The sequence below is a fragment of the Microbacterium sp. 11MF genome, assembly GCF_000383475.1.
In the GTDB taxonomy this organism is placed as follows: domain Bacteria; phylum Actinomycetota; class Actinomycetes; order Actinomycetales; family Microbacteriaceae; genus Microbacterium; species Microbacterium aquilitoris.
In genome coordinates this window covers 153426-172286 of the sequence record NZ_KB911459.1, presented here as the reverse complement: position 1 = coordinate 172286, position 18861 = coordinate 153426, and the positions used below count along the sequence as shown (strand labels likewise).

Below are 18861 nucleotides of genomic sequence, written 5' to 3'. Positions count from 1 at the left end.
AGAACGTCATGGCTCGCGAAGTCCTCACCCTCGGCCAGATCCGCATCCACTCCGGCTCCGTCAGCCAGGAACAGGCCATGAAGGAGGCCGCCGACATCCTCGAGGCGGCCGGCGCCGTGACGAGCGCCTACTTCGACGCGATGCAGCAGCGCGAGGTCGCTGTCTCGACCTACATGGGCAACGAGCTCGCGATCCCCCACGGAACCAACGAGACCAAGGAGGCGATCCTCGACTCCGCACTCTCGTTCGTCCGCTACGACGGCGGCGTCGACTGGGGCGGCGAGCACGTCTCGTTCGTCGTGGGCATCGCCGGCAAGGGCGACGAGCACCTCGAGATCCTGTCGCAGATCGCCCTCCTGTTCTCCGAGGACGAGGAGGTCGCGAAGCTCAAGGCCGCCCAGACTCCCGAGGAGCTCTACCAGCTGCTCGCCACGGTGAACAACGCATGAAGGCCGTCCACTTCGGCGCCGGAAACATCGGCCGCGGCTTCGTCGGACTGCTCTTGCACGAGGGCGGGTACGAGCTCGTCTTCTCGGACGTCGCCCCGACCCTCGTCGAGACCATCAACGCGGCATCCGAGTACACGGTCCACGAGGTCGGGCCGGGCGGCGGCGACAAGACCGTCACCGGCTTCCGAGCGATCAACAGCCAGGCCGACCCGGATGCCGTCGCCGACGAGGTCGCTGCGGCCGACGTCGTGACGACCGCCGTGGGACCCAACATCCTGCCGTTCGTCGCACCGCACATCCTCGAGGGACTCGCCCGTCGCTCCGCCGACGCGAAGCCGCTGCAGGTCATGGCGTGCGAGAACGCGATCGGCGCGACCGACACCCTCCGCGGCGAGATCGAGAAGCTCGCCGGCGATGCGTGGGGCGATCTCTCCACGCGCGCCGTGTTCGCCAACACCGCCGTCGACCGCATCGTCCCCGGCCAGCCAGAGGGCGCAGGCGTCGACGTGACGGTCGAGCCGTTCTTCGAGTGGGCTATCGAGCGCGGACCGTTCGGCGACGACCTGCCGAACATCCCCGGCGCGCACTTCGTCGACGACCTCGCCCCCTACATCGAGCGGAAGCTCTTCACCGTCAACACCGGCCACGCCGCCACCGCCTACTTCGGTGCCGCCGCGGGGATCACCCGGATCTCGGACGCCCTGGCGGACCCCGGCATCCGGGGCAAGGTCGAGCAGGCACTCGGGGAGACCTCCGCGTTCCTCGCGGCCGCGCACGGGCTCGACCCCGCCGAGCTCGCCGAGTACCGCGCGACGATCCTCGAGCGGTTCTCCAACGAGGCCCTGCCCGACACCGTGCAGCGCGTCGGCCGTCAGCCGCTGCGCAAGCTGTCGCGTCACGAGCGCTTCGTCGGCCCCGCCTCGGCGGCCGCCGAGCGCGGTCTCGGCGTCGACGGACTCATCGCCGCGATCGCCGCCGCACTCCGCTTCGAGGACGCTGCAGACCCGCAGGCCGTCGAGTTGCAGGAGCGCATCCGGACCGAGGATGCCGCGGCCTTCACGGCATCCGTCACAGGTCTCGAGCCTGCCCACCCCCTGTTCGCACGCATCCAGGAGCAGGTCGCCCAGCGGCAGACCGAGCTCGGCCTCTACAGCGCGTGAGCGCGTCGAAGCGGCCCCGCTCCCGGGCACGGCGCATCGTCTCGATCGTGCTGCTGTCCGTGGCGGGGCTGCTCGTCGCCGGCATCCTCGGCATCGTGATCTGGAGCCAGGTCGGCGTCATGGGCGCCGAGGCCGGCCCGCTCGCCTCGGTGCGCGAGGACGACCGGATCGCCGTGTCCGACACCGGCGGCAACGTCGTGATGTCGCCGTCCTCCGGAGAGAGCACCGTCGGGCTCGTCTTCATCCCCGGGGCGAAGGTCGACGGTGAGGCGTACGAGGCGAAGCTCGCGGGGCTCGTCGCGGAGGACGGGATGACGGTCGTCATCACCCGCCCGTGGCTGAACCTCGCTTTCTTCGACCCCCGGCCGCTGTCGACGTTCACCGATGCCGCGCCCGACGTCGACACCTGGCTCGTCGGCGGACACTCGCTCGGTGGCGTGCGGGCGTGTCAGCTCGCACCGGATGCCGACGGCCTCGTACTCTTCGCCTCGTACTGCGCGAACGACCTGTCCGGTTCCGGGCTTCCCGTGCTGAGCATCTCGGGCTCCGAGGACGGGCTGTCCACCCCCGAGAAGATCCAGGATGCCCGCGGCATGCTGCCCGCCGACGCCGAGTTCGTCGAGATCCCCGGCGCCTCGCACGCCTCCTTCGGCGACTACGGCCCGCAGGCCGGCGACGGCACCCCCACGATCGACGACCCCGCCATGACGGCCGAGATCACGGCATCCGTCGCGGAACTCCTCCCCCGCCTCTGACTCGCGGTCGAAGTCCCACTCTGGCCACAGCCGCGGAGGAGCCCGGCTCCCACAGCCCGCACCCATCAACCTCCGCCGCCGCGCTGACTAGCCACAACCGCGGAGAATTTGCGGCTGCCCGCGGTTTCTCACCCTTGAGAGGCCGCCCTGGGGCGGATTTCCTCTGACAGTGCCGCAGGGCGGGCCCGCGAGGGGCAGGCCGGCAACCCCGCCCGGCGAAGGACCTCCTCGGACAGTGCCAACGCCGGTTCCTCCCCGGCGGACCAGATCGTCGCGCTCCTCCCCTATCCAGCGCGCGGGCGGAGAAGGCGGGCACCAAACGGACACCCTCAGGCGCATGTCCGTTCACACGCTCCCGTCCCCTGCCCTCTCACGGCGACAACTCAGCGATGCCGGCCTCCGACGTCGCGACATCGACCGTGCCGTCGCCTCCGGGCGGCTCGTCCGCGTTCGCCGAGACCGGTACCTCCGGGGAGACGCTCACCCCGATCTGATCCGAGCGGCTCGATCCGGTGACCGCCTCGATTGCGTCTCGCTGCTGCGAATGCTCGGCGTGTACGTCCTCTCGGAGACTCGCCTCCACGTCCAGGTCGAGCCGCACCGCAGCAGTCTCCCGCCGGCCTCACCGGACGTCGTCCGGCATTGGCGACCCGCTTCGCTGCCGGTGAGCGCCACATCGGTCGATATCGTCAGCGCGGTCGTGGCGGCCGTCCGGTGCCAGGAACCGCGCGCGGCCGTCGCCACCCTCGACAGTGCATGGCGTCTGGGTCTCATCGACGAGGTCACGATCGCGGAGATCTTCCGCCGGCTGCCGCACCGGCACCGCAGCCTTCGGACCCTCATCGATCGGTCGGCCGAGTCCGGTCCCGAGACCCTGATGCGGCTGATCCTCCGCTCACTCGGTTGTCGATTCGAGACGCAGGTGAGCATCACGACGGTCGGGCGGGTCGACTTCGTCGTCGAAGGATGGCTGATCATCGAATGCGACAGCCGTGCTCACCACGAGGGGTGGGAGGCGCAGAAGCGCGACCGGCGGCGCGACCTCGCGGCCGCCGCGCTCGGATACACCACGGTCCGCCCGCTTGCGGAGGACATCCAGTACCACCGCGACCACGTCCGCCTGTCGATCAGCCGCGCGCTTGAGCGGCACTGACCGAGGAGAAACTGAGGCCGCCGCGCTCGTCAGGCACCGGATCGCCGCCCGGAGTGCGAAAACTCCGCGGACAGCGCCACCGAGCCCGGGGACGGTCCATGGCGACGCCCCCGTCAGGCCGAGAAGCCCTCGCCGATGAGCTCGATGAGCTCCTCGCGCTCCTCGATCGTGAGGAAGGCCGCCGCCGCAGCGTTCAGCTGGAAGGCTTCGAGGTCGTCGAGCGTGTACTCGAACGCGTCGGCGAGGAGCTTGAGCTCGCGGGTCAGCGAGGTGCGGCTCATGGTGCGGTTGTCGACGTTCACGGTGACAGCGAAGCCGAGCTGGTACAGCAGGTCGAAGGGGTGATCCTCGAGCTGCGTTCCCCACGCCGCGATCGCGCCGGTCTGCAGGTTCGACGAGGGCGACAGTTCGAGGGGGATCTCGCGGTCGCGGACCCAGCGCGCCAGGTCGCCGAAGCGGACCTGCACCTCCTCGCCCTTCTCCGCGACGACGTCGAGGTCCTCGGCGATGCGCACACCGTGTCCGAGGCGCAGTGCCCGCCCGTCGATCAGCGCGGAGCGGATCGAATCGAGCCCCGCGGCCTCACCGGCGTGCACCGTGGCGGGGAAGAAGGCGGATGCCAGGTAGTCGAACGCCGGGCGCAGGTTCGACGGCGGGAAGCCCGCCTCCGGACCGGCGATGTCGAACCCGACGGCGCCGCGACCGCGGTGGCGGACGGCGAGCTCGGCGATCTCGAGCGACCGGTCGGTGTGACGCATGGCGGTGATGAGCTGGCCGACACGGATGTCGCGGCCCGATCCCTCGACCGAGTCCTCGCCCTCCTCGATGCCCTCCTGCACGGCTTCCACGACCTCGTCGAGGCTCAGGCCGCCGCCCAGGTGCTGCTCGGGCGCCCAGCGCACCTCGCCGTAGATGACGCCGTCGGCTGCGAGGTCCTCGACGAACTCCTTCGCGACGCGGCGCAGTCCGTCACGGGTCTGCATGACCGCGATGGTCAGGTCGAACGTCTTCAGGTACTCGACGAGCGAGCCCGAATCGGACTGGTCCTCGAACCAGTCGGCGAGGTCGTCGGCCGCGGCTTCGGGAACCTCGACGCCCGCCTCGTCGGCGAGCTCGATGATCGTCTGCGGCCGGAGCGCGCCGTCGAGGTGGTCGTGCAGCGACACCTTGGGGAGCGAGCGGATCGAGACGCCCTCGAGGTTCGCGTCACCGTGCTGATCGATGGCCATTGTGCAGTCCTGTCGTGAGGGGTTCAGGCGGTGATGCGCTCGAGGACGAGCGGGGTGGATGCCGGGGCTTCCGCACCGATCTCCCAGGCGCCCTCGAGCGCCTCGGCGGCCCGCGCGAAGCGGTTCTCATCGTCGGCCAGCAGTGTGAACAGCGGCTGTCCGGCGGTGACCGTGTCGCCCGGCTTCACGTGCAGGTCGATACCGGCGGCGTGGATGACGGGGTCCTGTGCACGGGCGCGTCCGGCGCCGAGGCGCCAGGCGGCGATCCCGAACGGGAGGGCTTCGAGCCGCGTGACGACGCCGGACTCGGTCGCCGTGACGGTGTGGGTCTCGCGCGCGGTGGGCATTGCGGCATCCGGGTCACCGTCCTGCGCGCGGATCATCCGGCGCCACGAGTCCATGGCGCGGCCGTCCTTCAGGGCGGCTTCCACGTCGGCGTCGGGCTGGCCGGCGAGGGCGAGCATCTCTCGTGCGAGCGCGACGGTCAGCTCGACGACGTCGGCGGGTCCGCCGCCGGCGAGCACCTCGACGGACTCGCGGACCTCGTTGGCGTTACCGATGGCGAGGCCGAGGGGCGTGTTCATGTCGGTGAGCAGCGCCGTGGTCGCGACGCCCGAATCGGTGCCGAGGGCGACCATCGTGCGGGCGAGCTCGCGGGCCTTGTCGACGTCCTGCATGAAGGCGCCGGAGCCGAACTTCACGTCGAGGACGAGCGAATCCGTGCCCTCGGCGATCTTCTTCGACATGATGCTCGAGGCGATGAGCGGGATCGCCTCGACGGTGCCGGTGACGTCGCGGAGCGCGTAGAGGCGCTTGTCGGCCGGTGCCAGGCCGGAGCCGGCGGCGCAGATGACGGCGCCGACATCCCGCATCTGCGCGATCATCTCGTCGTTGCTGAGGGCTGCTCGCCAGCCGGGGATGGCCTCGAGCTTGTCGAGCGTGCCGCCGGTGTGCCCCAGTCCGCGGCCCGACAGCTGCGGCACCGCGACGCCGAAGGCGGCGACGAGCGGCGCGAGCGGGAGGGTGATCTTGTCACCGACGCCGCCGGTGGAGTGCTTGTCGACGGTCGGCTTGCCGAGCCCGCCGAAGCTCATCCGCTCCCCCGAGGCGATCATCGCATCGGTCATGACGCGGATCTCGTCGCGGTTCATCCCGTTGAGGAGCACCGCCATCGCGAACGCGGCCATCTGCGAGTCGGCGACGTACTCGCGGGTGTACGCGTCGATCATCCAGCGGAGCGCATCCTCGGGGACGGCGCCGCCGTCGCGCTTCGTCCGGATGACGTCGACGGCGTCGAACGCCTCGACCGCGCTCATCGGGCGGCCTCCAGATCGCGGGGACCGAACGCATCGGGCAGGACCTCGTCGATGGTGCGGATACCGGACACGGTTTCCAGCAGCATCCCGGGGATCGCGAATTCGTTGAGCAGCTGTCGGCACCGGCCGCACGGCATGATCGTCTCGCCGTCGTTGTTGACGCAGACGAACGCGACGAGTTCGCCGCCGCCGGTCATGTGGAGGTTGCCGACGAGACCGCACTCCGCGCACAGCCCAACGCCGTAGGACGCGTTCTCGACATTGCAGCCGGTCACGATCCGCCCGTCGCTCACGAGCGCCGCGGCGCCCACTCGGTAACGGGAGTACGGCGCGTACGCCTTCTCCATGGCCTCGACGGCTGCGGAGCGCAGCTCGTCCCAATCGATGTCGGTCACGACTTCTTCCTCTGTAGATCGACGGATGCCGCAGGTCGCGGCATCCGTATCAGCCCTTGATGTAGGGCTTGCCCGCTGCCGCGGGCCCGCGGATCTGCCCGGCGAAACCGGCGACCGCGAGGATCGTCACGACGTACGGCAGCATGAGCATGAATTCGCTCGGGATGGGGGTGTCCAGCACGGTGAGCTGGTTCTGCAGGTTCGTCGCGAAGCCGAACAGCAGCGCGGCGAGCGTCGCGCGGATCGGGTCCCACCGGCCGAAGATGACGGCCGCGAGAGCGATGAAGCCGAGCCCGGCGGTCATCTCCTTGCCGAACTGCGGCACCGACACGAGCGTGAAGTACGCGCCGCCGATGCCGGCGATCGCACCGGCGAGCGAGACGTTCCAGAATCGCGTCGTGTTGACCTTGATGCCCACGGTGTCGGCGGCCTGCGGGTGCTCACCGACGGCGCGGAGGCGCAGACCCCAGCGCGTGCGGTAGAGGCTCCACGAGACGACGGCGACCGCGACGTACATGAGGTACACGATGAAGGTCTGGTTGAACAGGACCGGACCGATGATCGGGATCTCGCTCAGGAACGGGATCTCGATGCGGCCGAAGCGCTCCGGACGGTTGAGGGTGTCCTCGTTGGGGACGAGCAGCGCCCCGTAGAGGAAGCCTGTCAGGCCGGTCACGAGGACGTTCAGGACGACGCCGACGATCACCTGGTCGACGAGGTACTTGATGGCGAACGCCGCGAGGACGAAGGAGACCAGCACGCCGCCCACCATCGCGCCGATCAGGCCGATGAAGGGGCTGCCCGTGATGCTCGACAGGAGTGCCGCCGAGAAGGCGCCCAGCAGCAACTGACCCTCGATGGCGACGTTGACGACGCCGACGCGTTCGCCGATGACCCCGCCCAGCGCACCGAACACCAGCGGGACCGACAGCGACACGGCTCCGAAGAGCAGGCTCGTGACGGGGAAGGTTCCTCCGGCGGCGGCCCACACGATGAAGGCGACGACCGCAATGACGGCGAAGACCGAGGTCAGCCACAGCGGCGTCCGGCGGTAGTTCCATGCGTTCCATGCCGCCAGTGCCGCGAGGAGGACGAGGACGACGACCATCGCCCAGCTCGTGGCGCCCGTCGGCACCTCGATGTTCGGGACGGCGATCGACGAGGTCGCGTCGCCGAGGCGGAACGTCGTGACGGCGCCGCGGGGGACGAGGCCGAACAGGAGCGCCATCAGCACGACGACGACGCCGAAGACGATCGGCACCTTGACGTGACGCGCCTTGACGACGGTCAGCTGGATGGTGCCGTCGGATTCGAGTGCGGGAGCCGGAGCGCTCATGCCGCCACCGCCTTCTTCGCGGCCTTGGCTCGCGCCTTGTCCGCCTTCTCGATCTCGGTCTTGGGAAGGAAGAACACGGCGCGCAGCAGAGGCGGCGCCGCGATGAAGAGCACGACGAGCGACTGGACGACGAGCACGATGTCGACCGGGATCCCCTGCGCCTGCATCGAGAACGACCCCGCCTTGAGGGCGCCGAACAGGATGCCGGCCGCGAAGGTCCCCCACGCGCGGCTGCGCCCGAGGAGGGCCACGGTGATCGCGTCGAAGCCGATGCCGGCGTCGATGGTGGCGGCGAAACCGGTCGTGACGTTGCCCTGGATCTGGTTCATGGCGGCGAGACCGGCGAGGCCGCCGGCGAAGACCATGGCGTAGATGTAGATGCGCTCGACGTTGATGCCGCCCGCACGCGCGGCGTGCGGGTTCTCGCCTACGGCCCGCATCCGCAGTCCGAGGCTGGAGCGCTCGATGAGCCACCAGACGAACACGGTCGCGACGACGACGATGACGAAGCCCCAGTCCAGCTGCGGGAACGTCGGGCCGAACAGGTCGGGGAACTGGGCTGTGGCCGGCGTCGGCTGCGACTGCGGCTGGTTGCTGCCCTCTGCCTGCAGGAGACCCGGGGTGCGCAGCATCCACAGCAGCAGGTAGTACGCGACGTAGTTGAGCATGATCGTGAGGATCACCTCGTGCGCACCGGTGCGCGCCTTCAGCAGACCCACGAGACCGCCCCAGATCGCTCCGCCCAGGATGCCGGCGAGCAGGGTGAGCGGCAGGTGCACGAGCAGCGGCAGGTCGAGGTTGAACGCGAAGAAGCCTGCGAACAGGGCACCGACGAGCATCTGGCCGCGCGCACCGATGTTGAACAGGCCGACGCGGAACGCCAGGGCGACGCCGAGGCCGGCGGCGATCAGCGGCGCGGCGAACCCGAGGGTGTTGGTCAGCGGGCGGATCTGCGCCGAGAAGTCGCCGACGCGCGGGTTGAAGACGGCGCCGCGGAAGAGGGCCTCGTACCCGGTGTAGATGGCGTTCCACGCCGCGACGAGGGTGTCGGTGGGACGCGCGAAGAAGTATCCGCTCGTGCGCTGCACCTCTTCGTTGGTCACCGCGATGAGCACGCCGCCGACGATCATGGCGAGCACGAAGGCGAGGATCGTCGTGACGGCGCTGCCGCGCACGAGCTCACGGAAGAAGACGTCGGTGCGCGAAGGCTGCCCCGGCTCCTTCTCCCCCGTCAGCGGGCCGCTCGCGGTGGGCAGCTGTGCAGCGGGATGCGCCGCGTCGGCGGCGCCGGGCGTCGTGCCGCTCATGCAGCCACCTCCGGGTCGGTTGCGCCGGCCATCATGAGGCCGAGGGTTTCGCGGGGGGTGTCACCGGGGACGATGCCCACGACGCGCCCGCGGTACATGACAGCGATGCGATCGGCGAGTGCGGTGACCTCGTCGAGCTCGGTCGACACGACGATCACGGGGATCCCCGCGTCGCGCGTCTCGACGATGCGCTTGTGGATGAACTCGATGGATCCGACGTCGACGCCGCGGGTCGGCTGGGCGGCGACGAAGAGCTTGAGGTCGCGGCTCATCTCGCGAGCGATGACGACCTTCTGCTGGTTTCCGCCGGACAAGGTGCCTGCAGGGGTCTCGGGACCCCGCGTGCGGATGTCGTATTCCTCGATGCGGGCACGCGCGAACGCGTCGAGTTCGGCGCGGCGGATGGTGCCCGCGCGCGAGAACGCCGGGTCGGTGGTGCGGTCGAGGATGAGGTTCTCGGCGACGGAGAAGCCGCCGACGAGCCCGTCTTCCTTGCGGTCCTCGGGGACGAAGCCCACGCCGGCATCCAGGATGCTGCGGACGCTCTTTCCGACGAGCTCCGTGCCGTCGAGGCTGATGGAGCCCTCGGTGCGGGCGGCGAGGCCGACGATGGCCTCGACGAGCTCCGTCTGGCCGTTGCCCTGCACACCTGCGACGGCGAGGATCTCGCCAGGACGGACGTCGAACGACACCTCGTCGACGACGATGGCGCCGCCGGGGGTGAGGACGCGCAGGTCTCGCACCTCGAGTCCGCCGGAGCTCGGCTTGGCCGGCTCCTTCTGGACGGTCAGCTCTACGGCACGACCGACCATGAGGGAGGCGAGCTCGGCGTTGGTCGCCGTCGGCGACGCGGTGCCGACGATCTTGCCGAGGCGCACGACCGTGATCCGGTCGGCGACCTCGCGCACTTCGCGCAGCTTGTGCGTGATGAAGACGATGGACGTCCCCTCGTCGCGCAGCTGTCGCATGATCCCCATGAGCTCGTCCGTCTCCTGGGGGGTGAGGACCGCGGTCGGCTCGTCGAAAACGAGGACCTTCGCGTCGCGGGAGAGAGCCTTGATGATCTCGACGCGCTGCTGGACGCCGACGGGGAGGTCGCCGACGAGGGCGTCGGGGTCGATCTGGAAGCCGAACCGGTCGGCGACGGCACGCACATGGGCGCGGGCCTGCGCGAGGTCGAGCTTGCCGAGGCCGGTCGTCTTCTCGTGGCCGAGCATGACGTTCTCGGCGACGGTGAACACGGGGATGAGCATGAAGTGCTGGTGCACCATGCCGATGCCGGCCGCCATCGCGTCACCGGGACCCCGGAAGTTCTGGACGGCGTCGTCCAGCAGGATCTGTCCCTCATCGGCGCGGTAGAGGCCGTAGAGGACGTTCATGAGAGTGGATTTGCCGGCGCCGTTCTCGCCGAGGAGAGCGTGGATCTCCCCCGGCTCGACCACGAGGTCGATGTGATCGTTGGCGACGAGGCTGCCGAATCTTTTCGTGATTCCGCGGAGCTCGAGCTTCATACGAGAACCCTAACCGGCGGGTGTCTGGAAAGTACCCGCCATAAAACGTTGAGCGAACGGCACTCGGGGCGGACAGCTCTGCGCTGCCCGCCCCGAGTGGATGTCGTTCAGATCACGGCGAGTTCTTGGACTCGACCGTGATGTCACCGGAGATGATCGACTTCTGGAGCGTGTCGAGCTCGTCGGTCAGACCGGCGGGCAGCTTCGACTCGAAGTCGTGGAAGCTCGAGAGCTTGACGCCCTCGTTCTCGAGGGTGCCGACGTACGGCGCGGCGTCGAACTTGCCGGTCGATGCGGCGACCGTGGTGTCGTAGACGGCCACGTCGATCGCCTTCATGATCGAGACCAGCGTGATGTCGGAGACCGTGTCATCGGCGACGGCGAGGTCGCTGTCGACGCCGAGGATGAGGGTGTCGTCACCGCTGTCCTTGATCGCCGCTGCGGCGCTCGTGTAGATCGGACCGCCGACGGGGAGGATGACGTCGACGCCCTGGTCGAGGACCGACTGAGCGGTCTGCTTGGCGGTGTCGTTCGCGTCGAAGCCGCCGGTGAAGGCGCCCTTCTGAGCGGCGACGTCCCAGCCGAAGAGCTTGACGTCGGCACCCTTGTCCTCGTTGTACTTCTCGACGCCGAGGGCGTAGCCGTCCATGAAGACCGCGACCGAGGGGATCTGGAGGCCACCGAAGGTGCCCACCTTGTTGACGCCGGCCTCAGCGGACCACGCGGCGGCGGCGTAGCCACCGAGGTACGCGGCCTCCGCCGTGTTGAACACGAGGGGCTTGATGTTGGGGGCGTCGGTCTTGCCGTCCTGGTCGGTGTCCGCGTAGTCGTCGATGATCGCGAACTGCAGTTCCGGGTTGGCCTTGGCCGCCTCGACCGTCGCCGCGGCGAGCTTGAAGCCGACCGAGACGATGAGGGTGCAGCCCTCGGAGATCGCCGTGGTCATGTTGGGCTCGTAGTCGTTGTCGTTGGTCGACTCGAACTCGAGGGGCTTGATGCCCAGCTCGTCGGCGGCCTTGTCCATGCCGTTCTTGGCCGACTCGTTGAACGACTTGTCGTTCCAGCCACCGGCGTCGGAGACCAGGCAGGGCTTGAAGCCGTCGACGATGTCGCCGCCACCGGCGCCGGCGGACGACGTCGGGTTGGCCTCGGGTGCGGTACCGCAGCCAGCCAGCGCGGCGATGAGAAGCGCGGCACCGGCGATGCCGGCGAGCTTCTTCGGGTTCGAGATGGTCAAGAGTGCCTCCACGGAAGAGAACCCGCGGACTTCGCGGGTGTGCGCAACCGAAGTTACCCACTGTGACGACGACCGGTCACCCTGATGAGCCCGTTCGTCCGAATGGTTACAAAGCCGCAATGAACCCGTCACAGGAGCGGCATCCTGCTCAACGGACGGGGTGTCAGAGGACGTCCCCGCGACCGGTCACCTTCAGCGCGTCGACGACGCTCTTGACCCGCTGGGCGTGCTCGGCAGTGGTCACCAGAAGCGCGTCGTCCGTGTCGACGACGACGATGTCCTTGACGCCGATGATGCTGATCACGCGACTCGTCTGCGAGACGACGATGCCGCTCGCGGCATCCGAGAGCACGCGGGCGTTCTGTCCGAGGATCGCGAGGTCCGTGCGGCCGCCCGAGTTGAGCTTGGCGAGGCTCGCGAAGTCCCCCACGTCATCCCAGTCGAAGTGTCCGGGGACGACGGCGAGCTTGCCCTTCTCCGCCGCCGGCTCCGCGACGACGTAGTCGATCGCGATCTTCTCGAGGGTCGGCCAGATGCGGTCGACGGCGGGGCCCCGGAGATCGCGGTCGTCCCACGCTTCGGCGAGCTCCATGAGCCCGGCGTGCAGGGTGGGGTTGTTCGCCTCGATCTCGGCGAGCAGGACGTCGGCCCGCGAGATGAACATGCCCGCGTTCCACAGGTAGGAGCGATCGGCGACGTAGGCCTTCGCCGTCTCGAGGTCGGGCTTCTCGACGAAGCGCTCGACCAGGGAGGCATCCCGCGCGCCGTCGACGATCAGCTCGCCGCCCCGCTTGATGTAGCCGAAGCCGACCGCCGGCTCGGACGGGGTGATGCCGATCGTGCAGATGTAGCCCTCGCGTGCCACCTCGACGGCGTCGCGCACCGCGAACTCGAACACGCGCGAGCCGCGGATGACGTGATCGGCGGCGAAGGATCCGATGACGACATCCGGATGCCGCCGGTGCAGGATCGACGCAGCGAGGCCGATCGCGGCGGCGGAGTCGCGCGGCTCGGATTCGAGGATGACGTTCTTGTCGGGGATGCCGGGGAGCTGCGCCTCGACGGCGGCGCGGTGCGCGCGGCCGGTGACGACGGCGATCCGATCGGGCCCGGTGAGGGGCTCGAGGCGGTTCCACGTGTCGCGGAGGAGGGAGTGCCCCGACCCGGTCAGGTCGTGGAGGAACTTCGGGGCATCCGCGCGAGACAGGGGCCACAGGCGGGATCCGACGCCCCCGGCGGGGATGACGGCGTAAAAGTCCTCGATGTGTTCGACCATGGTCGGAACCCTACCGGCCGATTAAGGCTCGCCTTCCTCGCCCACCCCTCTCGAGGCCGCTTAGGATGGTCGATGCGCCCGCTTGCGACGATGGGCGACATTCCCCGGGATGCCGCGATCTCGCCGCACGCGCGCGATCCATCTCACTCAAGGGAGGACGACCGTGTCTGCACCAGCACGCGTCACGCCGTCGATCGCTGAGACCACGTCCAAGACCCCGCGCGGCACGCTGTACCGCGGCAACGAGGGCATGTGGTCGTGGGTCCTTCACCGCATCACCGGCATCGCCATCTTCTTCTTCCTGCTCGTGCACGTCCTCGACACCGCACTCATCCGGGTCTCCCCCGATGCGTACAACGCGGTCATCGGCACGTACAAGAACCCGATCATGGGCCTCGGCGAAGTCGCCCTGGTCGGCGCGATCGTCTACCACGCCTTCAACGGCCTCCGCATCATCGCGGTGGACCTGTGGCCGTGGGCCACGCGTCACCAGCGGCAGCTGTGGTGGGGAGTGCTGGCCGTCTGGGCCGTCACCCTCGTCGGCTTCGCCGCGCGCCACCTTCCGAACGTCTTCTCGCACATGGGAGGCGAGCACTGATGACCGCCGACACCCTCGCCGCTCCGCGCACCCCGCAGGGCAAGGCCGCCGTCCGCAAGAAGGGTCCCAACCTCGAGAAGTGGGGCTGGGTCTTCATGCGCGTCTCGGGCGTGCTGCTGCTCGTCCTCATCTTCGGTCACCTCTTCGTCAACCTCATGCTCGGCGAGGGCATCTCGGGCCTGGACTTCGCGTTTGTCGCGGGCAAGTTCGCCACGCCGTTCTGGCAGTGGTGGGACGTCCTCATGCTGTGGCTGGCGTTCATCCACGGCACGAACGGCATGCGCACGATCGTCAACGACTACGTCACCAACGCGAAGGTCCGCCGGGTCCTCGTCACCAGCCTCTGGGTGGTGGCCGGCTTCATGATCCTCCTCGGCACCCTCGTGGTCTTCACCTTCGATCCCTGCATCCCCAACCTCGACGGCAGCGTTCTCGCCGAGGTCTGCAAGGCACAGGGCTGAGCCGGCCGCGCCGGCACGCAAAGCAGAGAACAGAGGCATTCGTCACGTGAGCACTCAGACCGCGGACTCCGTCGTCAAGGACGGCGTCCACTACCACCAGTTCGACGTCGTCATCGTGGGCGCCGGCGGCGCCGGCATGCGCGCCGCGATCGAGGCCGGTCCCGGCGCGAAGACGGCCGTCATCACTAAGCTCTACCCGACCCGCAGCCACACCGGCGCGGCACAGGGCGGCATGGCGGCAGCGCTCGCCAACGTCGAAGAGGACTCCTGGGAGTGGCACACCTTCGACACCGTCAAGGGCGGCGACTACCTCGTCGACCAGGACGCAGCCGAGATCCTCGCGAAGGAAGCCATCGACGCGGTCATCGACCTCGAGAACATGGGCCTGCCCTTCAACCGCACGCCCGACGGCAAGATCGACCAGCGCCGTTTCGGCGGGCACACCGCTGAGCACGGCAAGAACCCGGTCCGTCGCGCCTGCTACGCCGCCGACCGGACGGGTCACATGATCCTCCAGACGCTGTTCCAGAACTGCGTCAAGCTCGGCATCAACTTCTTCAACGAGTTCTACGCCCTCGACCTCATCACGGTGAAGGATGCCCTGGGTCGCACCGGCATCGCCGGTGTCGTCGCGTACGAGCTCGCCACCGGCGACCTCCACGTCTTCCACGCCAAGGCCGTCATCTTCGCGACCGGCGGCTTCGGCAAGATCTTCAAGACGACCTCGAACGCCCACACCCTCACCGGTGACGGCGTCGGCATCGTCTGGCGCAAGGGACTGCCGCTCGAGGACATCGAGTTCTTCCAGTTCCACCCGACAGGTCTGGCGGGCCTCGGCATCCTTCTCACCGAGGGTGCCCGCGGCGAGGGCGCGATCCTCCGCAACGCCTCGGGCGAGCGGTTCATGGAGCGCTACGCCCCCACCATCAAGGACCTCGCGCCCCGCGACATCGTCGCCCGGTGCATGGTCAAGGAGGTCCTCGAAGGCCGCGGCGCCGGCCCGAACAAGGACTACGTCTACCTCGACTGCACGCACCTGGGCGCCGAAGTGCTCGAGACGAAGCTCCCCGACATCACCGAGTTCGCCCGTACCTACCTCGGCGTCGACCCGGTCGTCGAGCCGGTGCCGGTCATGCCGACCGCGCACTACGCGATGGGCGGCATCCCGACCAACATCAAGGGCGAGGTCCTCGCCGACAACGACACCGTCGTCCCCGGCCTCTACGCCGCGGGCGAGTGCGCGTGCGTGTCGGTGCACGGCGCGAACCGCCTCGGCACGAACTCGCTCCTGGACATCAACGTCTTCGGGAAGCGCTCCGGCCAGAACGCGGTCGAGTACGTCCAGACCGCCGAGTTCATGCCGCTCCCCGAGGACCCCGCGAAGGAGGTCCGCGAGCTGATCGAGGGCCTGCGGAACAACGCGGGCACCGAGCGCATCTCCACGCTCCGCAAGAAGCTGCAGGAGGAGATGGACGCCAACGCCCAGGTCTTCCGCACCGAAGAGACGCTCACGAACGTCATGGGCACGATCAACGACCTGCGCGAGCGGTACAAGAACGTCCACGTCGACGACAAGGGCAAGCGCTACAACACCGACCTCCTCGAGGCCGTCGAGCTGGGCTTCCTCCTCGACATCGCCGAGATCGTCGCCTACGCCGCGCGCAACCGCAAGGAGAGCCGCGGCGGTCACATGCGCGAGGACTACCCCGACCGCAACGACGACGAATACATGCAGCACACGATGGCCTACCTCACGGGCGACCCGCACTCCGCGAACCCCGAGGACCACATCCGCCTGGATTGGAAGCCGGTCGTGTTCACCAAGAACGAGCAGGGCGAGTACAACTACCCGCCGATGGAGAGGAAGTACTGATGACGATCGTCGACAGCGGCGCCCCGGCGCAGACGCAGGAGACGAACGACTCCGGCATCCAGTCGTACCTGGTCACCTTCATCATCCGGCGCTTCGACCCCGAGGTGGACGCTGAGCCGCGCTGGGTCGACTACGACGTGGAGATGTACCCGACGGACCGCGTGCTGGACGCACTGCACCGCATCAAGTGGGACGTCGACGGCACGCTGAGCTTCCGCCGCTCGTGCGCCCACGGCATCTGCGGCTCGGACGCCATGCGCATCAACGGCCGCAACCGCCTCGCCTGCAAGACGCTGATCAAGGACCTCGACATCTCGAAGCCGATCTACGTCGAGGCGATCAAGGGACTGCCGCTGGAGAAGGACCTCATCGTCGACATGGACCCGTTCTTCGAGTCCTTCCGCGACGTGCAGCCCTTCCTCCAGGCGAACAGCGCGCCGGAGCCCGGCAAGGAGCGCATCCAGTCGATCAAGGACCGCGCCGTCTACGACGACACCACGAAGTGCATCCTCTGCGCCGCGTGCACGTCGTCCTGCCCTGTGTTCTGGACCGACGGTCAGTACTTCGGCCCCGCCGCGATCGTCAACGCGCACCGCTTCATCTTCGACTCGCGCGACGACGCGGGCGACGTGCGCCTCGACATCCTCAACGACAAGGAAGGCGTGTGGCGCTGCCGCACGACCTTCAACTGCACCGAGGCGTGCCCCCGCGGCATCGAGATCACCAAGGCCATCGCCGAGGTCAAGCAGGCGGTCCTCCGCAGCTGATCCGGCCGGATAGCCTCGAGGCGTGACCTCGGACGACACGACGCCTCCCCTGCGCGAGCGGTGGGAGGCGTCTCGTCTGCGCGAGCGACTCGATCAGCCGATCGAGCGGGCCACCGAGCTGACGCAGCGGACCATCGGCTCGTTCCCGGTGCGGGTGTGGCGCCGCTTCCTGCGGCGGAACGGGTTCCTGCTCGCGGCATCCATCAGCTATCAGTCCCTGTTCGCGATCTTCGCGACGCTGTACACCGCCTTCGCCGCCGTCGGCCTCTGGCTGGGCGGTTCGCAGACCGCCATCGACGGACTCATCACGGTCGTGAACTCCTACCTGCCCGGATTCATCGCGGTCGGGGGAACGCTCGATCCGGCCGACGTGGCGGGTATCGCGCGCGACAGCGGCAGCCTCCTCGCGGTGACGGGTGCGATCGCCGTCACCGTCGCGATCTGGACGGCGATCGGATTCGTCACCTTCACCCGCCGCGCGGTGCGCGACATCTTCGGCCTGCCGTTCGACACGAGGAGCTTCGTGCTCCTCAAACTCGGGGACCTGCTCGCCGCCCTCCTGTTCGGGCTCGCCCTGGTCCTCGGCGCGCTGTTCGGACTCGTGGCGGGCGGTGTCGTGGCGATCGTGCTCGACTGGGCCCGGGTGCCGTACGAATCCACCGCCGTGGACGTATCGAGCCGCATCGCGTCGGTCATCGTCAGCATCCTTCTGAACACCACCGCTCTCACCGGACTCATCCGGTTCCTCACCGGGACCTCGCTGCCGGTGAGGTCGATCATCCCGGGGGCCGCCGCCGGCGGGAGTGCCCTCGCGCTCCTGCAGCTCGGCGCCGGATTCCTCGCGGTCTACTCCCCCACCAATCCGCTCCTGGCGACCTTCACCGTCGTCGGGCTGCTGCTCTGGCTCCGCCTCGCGGGGATCGTGATCCTCGTCGCCGCGTCCTGGATCGCCGTCGCCGCGGATGACGCCGACATCCCGCTCGTGGAGTTGACCGCCGAGGAGCGACGGGAGCAGGAGCGCCGCGCCCTCTGCGTCGTGGCCGAAGCCGGTGTCCGCGAGGCGCGGCAGGCGCTCGCGGACGCCTCGTGGTGGCGGAAGCCCGGCGCACGGCGTGATCTGCGGCACGCCGAGGACCTCTGGGAACGCACCCGGCGGTGAGGCGATGTCCGCCGCCCTGGATACGCTGGAAGGCGTGCCACGAACACTCCGCATCGCCTCTGTCAACGTCAACGGCATCCGCGCCGCCGCCCGGAAGGGGATGCACGACTGGCTCGAGACCGCGGGGGTCGACGTCCTGACCCTGCAGGAGGTGCGGGCCGAGGCATCCGATCTCGCCGCCGCCCTTCCCGGGTGGCACCTGGTGAACGACGAGGCCCTCGCGAAGGGTCGCGCCGGTGTCGCGATCGCGACCCGCGAGCCGTTCGACGTCTGGCGCGTCGAGCTCGGCGACGACACGCTCGATTCGAAGGGCCGGTGGGTCGAAGCCGACATCGAGGTCGACGGCGAGCTGCTCACCGTGGTCAGTGCCTACGTCTTCACGGGCGAGGCGGGCACCGAGAAGCAGGTCGCGAAGTACGCGTTCCTCGACGCGATGGAAGAGCGGATGCCGCACCTCGGCGACCTCGCGCTCATCACCGGCGACCTCAACGTCGGGCACCGCGAGTTCGACATCCGCAATTGGAAGGGCAACGTCAAGAAGGCCGGCTTCCTGCCGCGCGAGCGCGCGTACTTCGACCGCTTCACCGGGCCCGCGGGCGAGACCGTCACGACCGTCGACGGCGACAGCGGCACCGGACTCGGTTGGGTCGACGTCGGGCGCAGCTTCGCCGGCGAGGTCGACGGGCCGTACACGTGGTGGTCGAACCGCGGCAAGGCGTTCGACAACGACACCGGCTGGCGGATCGACTACCACCTCGCGACCCCCGAGCTCGCGACGCGGGCGACCGACTACCGGGTCGTCCGGGCACCGTCCTGGGACACCCGCTGGAGCGACCACGCGCCCGTCGTGGCCGACTACACGCTCGGCAGCTGAGGCAC

Annotated in this window: 19 protein-coding genes; 10 read left to right on the top strand and 9 right to left on the bottom strand. The window is 69.0% G+C overall.

What is annotated here, in order from left to right; genetic code table 11:
- Positions 1 to 8: 8 nt before the first annotated feature.
- Genes H286_RS0100790 through H286_RS0100780 form a run of 3 tightly spaced genes read left to right on the top strand, consistent with a single transcriptional unit; the run spans position 9 to position 2364 of the window.
- Positions 9 to 449 carry a PTS sugar transporter subunit IIA gene (locus H286_RS0100790; RefSeq protein WP_018188772.1) on the top strand — a complete coding sequence of 147 codons (441 nt, stop codon included), beginning with the start codon at positions 9 to 11 and terminating at the stop codon, positions 447 to 449.
- Positions 446 to 1609 carry a mannitol-1-phosphate 5-dehydrogenase gene (locus H286_RS0100785; protein WP_020096725.1) on the top strand — a complete coding sequence of 388 codons (1164 nt, stop codon included), beginning with the start codon at positions 446 to 448 and terminating at the stop codon, positions 1607 to 1609. The genes H286_RS0100790 and H286_RS0100785 overlap by 4 nt, the downstream gene beginning before the upstream one ends.
- Positions 1606 to 2364 (top strand): alpha/beta hydrolase, encoded by a 759-nt coding sequence (locus H286_RS0100780; RefSeq protein ID WP_020096724.1) that lies wholly within the window; start codon positions 1606 to 1608, stop codon positions 2362 to 2364. The genes H286_RS0100785 and H286_RS0100780 overlap by 4 nt, the downstream gene beginning before the upstream one ends.
- 370 nt (positions 2365 to 2734) lie before the next feature.
- Here H286_RS0100780 and H286_RS15095 read toward each other — a convergent pair whose 3' ends face one another.
- Positions 2735 to 2965, bottom strand: coding sequence for a hypothetical protein (locus tag H286_RS15095; protein ID WP_020096723.1), 231 nt, complete (start codon positions 2963 to 2965; stop codon positions 2735 to 2737).
- 63 nt (positions 2966 to 3028) lie between these two features.
- On the opposite strand from H286_RS15095, the gene H286_RS15090 reads away from it, so the two are divergent.
- On the top strand, positions 3029 to 3517 hold the full coding sequence (locus tag H286_RS15090) for an endonuclease domain-containing protein (RefSeq protein WP_020096722.1): 489 nt from the start codon (positions 3029 to 3031) through the stop codon (positions 3515 to 3517).
- Positions 3518 to 3630: 113 nt separating this feature from the next.
- Here the strand turns inward: H286_RS15090 and H286_RS0100770 are convergent, their stop codons facing one another.
- The 8 genes from H286_RS0100770 to H286_RS0100735 form a co-directional block, all read right to left on the bottom strand.
- Entirely contained in the window at positions 3631 to 4746 is a 1116-nt protein-coding gene (locus H286_RS0100770; RefSeq protein ID WP_018188776.1) for an adenosine deaminase, read from the bottom strand.
- Positions 4747 to 4769: 23 nt separating this feature from the next.
- The gene (locus H286_RS0100765) at positions 4770 to 6062 is read right to left on the bottom strand and encodes a thymidine phosphorylase (RefSeq protein WP_020096721.1); all 1293 of its coding nucleotides are present in this window, start codon (positions 6060 to 6062) and stop codon (positions 4770 to 4772) included.
- Positions 6059 to 6457 (bottom strand): cytidine deaminase, encoded by a 399-nt coding sequence (locus H286_RS0100760; RefSeq protein WP_018188778.1) that lies wholly within the window; start codon positions 6455 to 6457, stop codon positions 6059 to 6061. The genes H286_RS0100765 and H286_RS0100760 overlap by 4 nt, the downstream gene beginning before the upstream one ends.
- A 49-nt stretch (positions 6458 to 6506) precedes the next feature.
- A complete protein-coding gene (locus H286_RS0100755) occupies positions 6507 to 7793 on the bottom strand; it encodes an ABC transporter permease (protein ID WP_020096720.1) in 1287 nt (428 codons plus the stop codon).
- Positions 7790 to 9100 (bottom strand): ABC transporter permease, encoded by a 1311-nt coding sequence (locus H286_RS0100750; protein ID WP_018188780.1) that lies wholly within the window; start codon positions 9098 to 9100, stop codon positions 7790 to 7792. The genes H286_RS0100755 and H286_RS0100750 overlap by 4 nt, the downstream gene beginning before the upstream one ends.
- Positions 9097 to 10611, bottom strand: coding sequence for an ABC transporter ATP-binding protein (locus H286_RS0100745; RefSeq protein ID WP_018188781.1), 1515 nt, complete (start codon positions 10609 to 10611; stop codon positions 9097 to 9099). Before H286_RS0100745 ends, H286_RS0100750 begins: the two co-directional genes overlap by 4 nt.
- 112 nt (positions 10612 to 10723) lie before the next feature.
- Positions 10724 to 11848, bottom strand: coding sequence for a BMP family lipoprotein (locus tag H286_RS0100740; RefSeq protein ID WP_018188782.1), 1125 nt, complete (start codon positions 11846 to 11848; stop codon positions 10724 to 10726).
- Positions 11849 to 12011: 163 nt separating this feature from the next.
- A complete protein-coding gene (locus H286_RS0100735) occupies positions 12012 to 13124 on the bottom strand; it encodes a mannose-1-phosphate guanylyltransferase (protein ID WP_020096719.1) in 1113 nt (370 codons plus the stop codon).
- 163 nt (positions 13125 to 13287) lie between these two features.
- Between H286_RS0100735 and sdhC the strand changes: the two genes are divergently transcribed.
- Genes sdhC through H286_RS0100705 form a run of 6 tightly spaced genes read left to right on the top strand, consistent with a single transcriptional unit; the run spans position 13288 to position 18856 of the window.
- Entirely contained in the window at positions 13288 to 13722 is a 435-nt protein-coding gene (sdhC, locus tag H286_RS0100730) for a succinate dehydrogenase, cytochrome b556 subunit (RefSeq protein WP_018188784.1), read from the top strand.
- On the top strand, positions 13722 to 14183 hold the full coding sequence (locus H286_RS0100725) for a succinate dehydrogenase hydrophobic membrane anchor subunit (RefSeq protein WP_018188785.1): 462 nt from the start codon (positions 13722 to 13724) through the stop codon (positions 14181 to 14183). Before sdhC ends, H286_RS0100725 begins: the two co-directional genes overlap by 1 nt.
- 46 nt (positions 14184 to 14229) lie before the next feature.
- A complete protein-coding gene (sdhA, locus tag H286_RS0100720) occupies positions 14230 to 16056 on the top strand; it encodes a succinate dehydrogenase flavoprotein subunit (RefSeq protein WP_018188786.1) in 1827 nt (608 codons plus the stop codon).
- A complete protein-coding gene (locus H286_RS0100715; protein ID WP_018188787.1) occupies positions 16056 to 16823 on the top strand; it encodes a succinate dehydrogenase iron-sulfur subunit in 768 nt (255 codons plus the stop codon). Before sdhA ends, H286_RS0100715 begins: the two co-directional genes overlap by 1 nt.
- A 22-nt stretch (positions 16824 to 16845) precedes the next feature.
- Positions 16846 to 17982 carry a YihY/virulence factor BrkB family protein gene (locus tag H286_RS0100710; RefSeq protein ID WP_020096718.1) on the top strand — a complete coding sequence of 379 codons (1137 nt, stop codon included), beginning with the start codon at positions 16846 to 16848 and terminating at the stop codon, positions 17980 to 17982.
- Positions 17983 to 17986: 4 nt separating this feature from the next.
- Positions 17987 to 18856: an exodeoxyribonuclease III gene (locus H286_RS0100705; protein WP_020096717.1), complete on the top strand. Its 870-nt coding sequence runs from the start codon at positions 17987 to 17989 to the stop codon at positions 18854 to 18856.
- Positions 18857 to 18861 lie beyond the last annotated feature (5 nt).